This window comes from Parasphingorhabdus sp. (genome assembly GCF_041748495.1).
GTDB lineage: Bacteria > Pseudomonadota > Alphaproteobacteria > Sphingomonadales > Sphingomonadaceae > Parasphingorhabdus.
On the sequence record NZ_JBGTDD010000006.1, the window covers coordinates 1 to 3,074 of the forward strand.

At 57.0% G+C, this 3,074-nt stretch carries 4 protein-coding genes; all 4 read right to left on the bottom strand.

The genetic code is table 11. The features are described 5' to 3' along the window. Positions 1-136: 136 nt before the first annotated feature. A complete protein-coding gene (ychF, locus tag ACEW8J_RS00360) occupies positions 137-1,237 on the bottom strand; it encodes a redox-regulated ATPase YchF (protein WP_373489644.1) in 1,101 nt (366 codons plus the stop codon). 121 nt (positions 1,238-1,358) lie between these two features. Next, complete coding sequence (gene pth / locus ACEW8J_RS00365; RefSeq protein WP_373489645.1) at positions 1,359-1,928, bottom strand: aminoacyl-tRNA hydrolase; 570 nt, start codon at positions 1,926-1,928, stop codon at positions 1,359-1,361. A gap of 108 nt (positions 1,929-2,036) precedes the next feature. Beyond that, positions 2,037-2,696 (bottom strand): 50S ribosomal protein L25/general stress protein Ctc, encoded by a 660-nt coding sequence (locus tag ACEW8J_RS00370; protein ID WP_373489646.1) that lies wholly within the window; start codon positions 2,694-2,696, stop codon positions 2,037-2,039. Between the two features lie 123 nt (positions 2,697-2,819). Continuing rightward, positions 2,820-3,074 (bottom strand): hypothetical protein (locus tag ACEW8J_RS00375; protein ID WP_373489647.1); only part of this gene is annotated, 255 nt, incomplete at its 5' end.

Below are 3,074 nucleotides of genomic sequence, written 5' to 3' on the forward strand. Positions count from 1 at the left end.
ACGAGGCTATTTCTCCACCACCTCAGGCAATATTACCGACGACGTGATCCTCAATTATCTCGACAAGCATACCAAGCCAAACAAAACTGGCTTCAGCCCCAAGCCATGAACCTACCGGCGTCAGCCGGTCAGTGGTTCAGACATTGAATTTGAAATTGAAGATATCGCCGTCTTTCGCGACATATTCCTTGCCTTCCTGGCGGAGCTTCCCAGCGTCGCGAGCCGCGCTTTCACCGCCAAGCGCGACATAATCGTCAAAGGCGATGGTTTCGGCGCGAATGAAGCCGCGCTCAAAGTCGCTGTGGATTTCGCCGGCTGCTTCGGGAGCCTTGGCACCCTTGTGGACGGTCCATGCCCGCGCTTCCTTGGGGCCGACGGTGAAGAAGGTCTGCAGGTCGAGTAGTTGATAGCCAGCGCGGATGACACGGGCGAGGCCGGATTCTTCCAGCCCCAGCTCGGCCAGAAATTCGGCCCGGTCTTCCGGCTCCATCCCGACCAGCTCGGACTCAATGGCAGCAGAGACGATTACCGCTTCCGCGCCCTCGGCCTTGGCCTTTTCGAATACGGCGGCGGTCAGATCATTGCCTTTTGCCGCGTCGGCCTCGCTGACATTGCAGACATAGAGCACCGGCTTGGCGGTCAGCAGCTGCGACTGGTCAAATATCCGCTGTTCTTCCTCGTCATTGGGTTCGGTCAGGCGCGCCGGCGTGCCTTCGCGCAGCAATTCCAGCGCCTGGCCGAGAACGCTCGCGGCTATCTTGGCTTCCTTGTCCCCACTGGTCGCTTTTTTCTGAAAGGCGGGCACGCGTTTTTCCAGGCTTTCCAGATCGGAGAGTAACAGCTCCGTCTCGACCACTTCAGCATCGGAAATCGGATCGATCTTGTTCGCGACATGCTGGATGTCGTCATCCTCGAAACAGCGCAGCACATGGACGATGGCGTCGACCTCGCGGATATTGCCAAGAAACTGGTTGCCCAGACCTTCGCCTTTTGAGGCGCCCTTCACCAGACCGGCGATATCGACAAAGGCGAGCTGCGTTTCAATGATCTTGGCGCTGTTCGCGATCTTGGCGATCTGGTCCAGCCGCGGATCGGGCACCGCGACCTGGCCGACATTGGGCTCGATCGTACAAAACGGATAATTGGCCGCCTGCGCCGCCTGTGTCTCGGTCAGTGCATTGAACAAAGTTGATTTTCCGACGTTGGGAAGGCCAACGATACCGCATTTGAAACCCATTTGAAAACTCCGTCATGCTGAACTTGATTCAGCATCCCGTGCCAAATCGTTCAAAAGTTGCGCATATACGCTCTGGACCCTGAATCAAGTTCAGGGTGACGATTTAATTCGTAACTGCCGGCTATTCCTGCATCCGCATAGCATATTCACTCATGAACCGCGCATCGTCGCCCTTGGCCAGCAAGTCCGCTTCCGATGCAATCACGCCGAGCATGTCCGCGAGATCGTCGATCTCCGCCTTGCCATAATTGCCCAGCACATGGCCGGTGACCCGCGCCTTGTGGCCGGGATGGCCGATGCCGATCCGTATCCGGCGAAATTCCGGACCGATATGGGCAATCATTGATCTTATGCCATTGTGACCAGCCGCGCCACCGCCGCGCTTGACCTTGACCCGGAACGGTTCGAGATCAAGTTCGTCATAAAAGACGGTGACATCCTCCGGTTGCAATTTGTAGAAATCCATCGCCGCGCGCACGCTGGTGCCACTTTCGTTCATGAAGGTCGCCGGTTTCAGCAGGACCAGCTTTTCGCCGCCCAGCCGCGCCTCCATGGTCCAGCCCTTGAACTTCTGTTTCGGCGGCGGAAAGTCATGCACCTGTTCCAGCGCGTCGATCACCATGAAGCCGACATTGTGCCGGTGCAGCGCATATTGCGCGCCGGGATTGCCAAGGCCGACCCATAGTTGCATGTTCTAACGCTCTTCCCGCTCGCACCGAGCTTTCGACAGAAAAAAACCGTCCATGCTCTGATAGACCAGCATGGACGGTTTTTGTTATATTGTTTGATCGATGAAGGTCTAGCTGTCTTCGCCCTCGACCGTATCGGCATCCTGCTCGGTGACTTCGGCTTCAGCTTCTTCGTCAGCCGCTTCGTCATCGGATGATTTCAGAGCGGATGGTGCCGTCACGCCGGCAATGGTGAAGTCGCGATCGGTGATCACGCTTTCCGCGCCCTTGGGCAGGGTGATGTTAGAAATATGGATCGAATCGCCAATTTCCAGGCCGGTCACATCGATTTCGATCTGGTCGGGAATATGATCCGCGTCGCACATCAGGTCGAGTTCGTGGCGAACAACGTTCATGACGCCGCCACGTTTCAGGCCCGGCGAAGCTTCTTCGTTGATGAAGACAACAGGGATGTTGACCTGTACCTTCGCGCCCTTTGCCAGGCGGAAGAAGTCAACATGCAGTGGCCGGTCGGTGACCGGATCAAAAGCAACATCCTTTGGCAGGGTACGGGTTTTGACGCCGTCGACTTCGACCTGAACCAGCGAGTTCATAAAATGGCCGGTGCCAAGCAGTTTGTTCAATGCGCGCGCTTCGACATGTATTGTCTGGGCTTCTTTCTTGTCGCCGTAGATAACGGCAGGGACACGGCCTTCGCGACGCAGTGCACGGGAGGCTCCCTTGCCAGCCCGTTCGCGAGGCTCGGCTGAAATAGTCAGCAGATCACTCATAATGTTGCTCCAAAATAGCTTTTGTTAGATTTCCGCCACGCCTCCAGGGTGCTCATGGCCGGAAAGAGGGCGCTATAAGGTCGGTTAGTTGCAAAGGCAAGGGATTTAGGGCGCCAAACCGCACTAGCGGAAAAATCCGATTTGCGAGCTTGTCGCCAGCAATATGCCGCTTTTCGACCAGATCTCGGCCCGCCCGTCGGTGGCGCTGTTCCGGACCGTCGCGCCGGTCACCCGCAGCATCATGAAATCGCTCCCCGCAGCCGCCAGATCTTCGTCGCTTGCGTAAATATAGGTCGCCATCGTCACCGTGGAACCGGGACGAAATTGTTCGGTGACGAAGAATGTCCGGGGCATCGGCGTGTCCAGTATCGAGAAAAG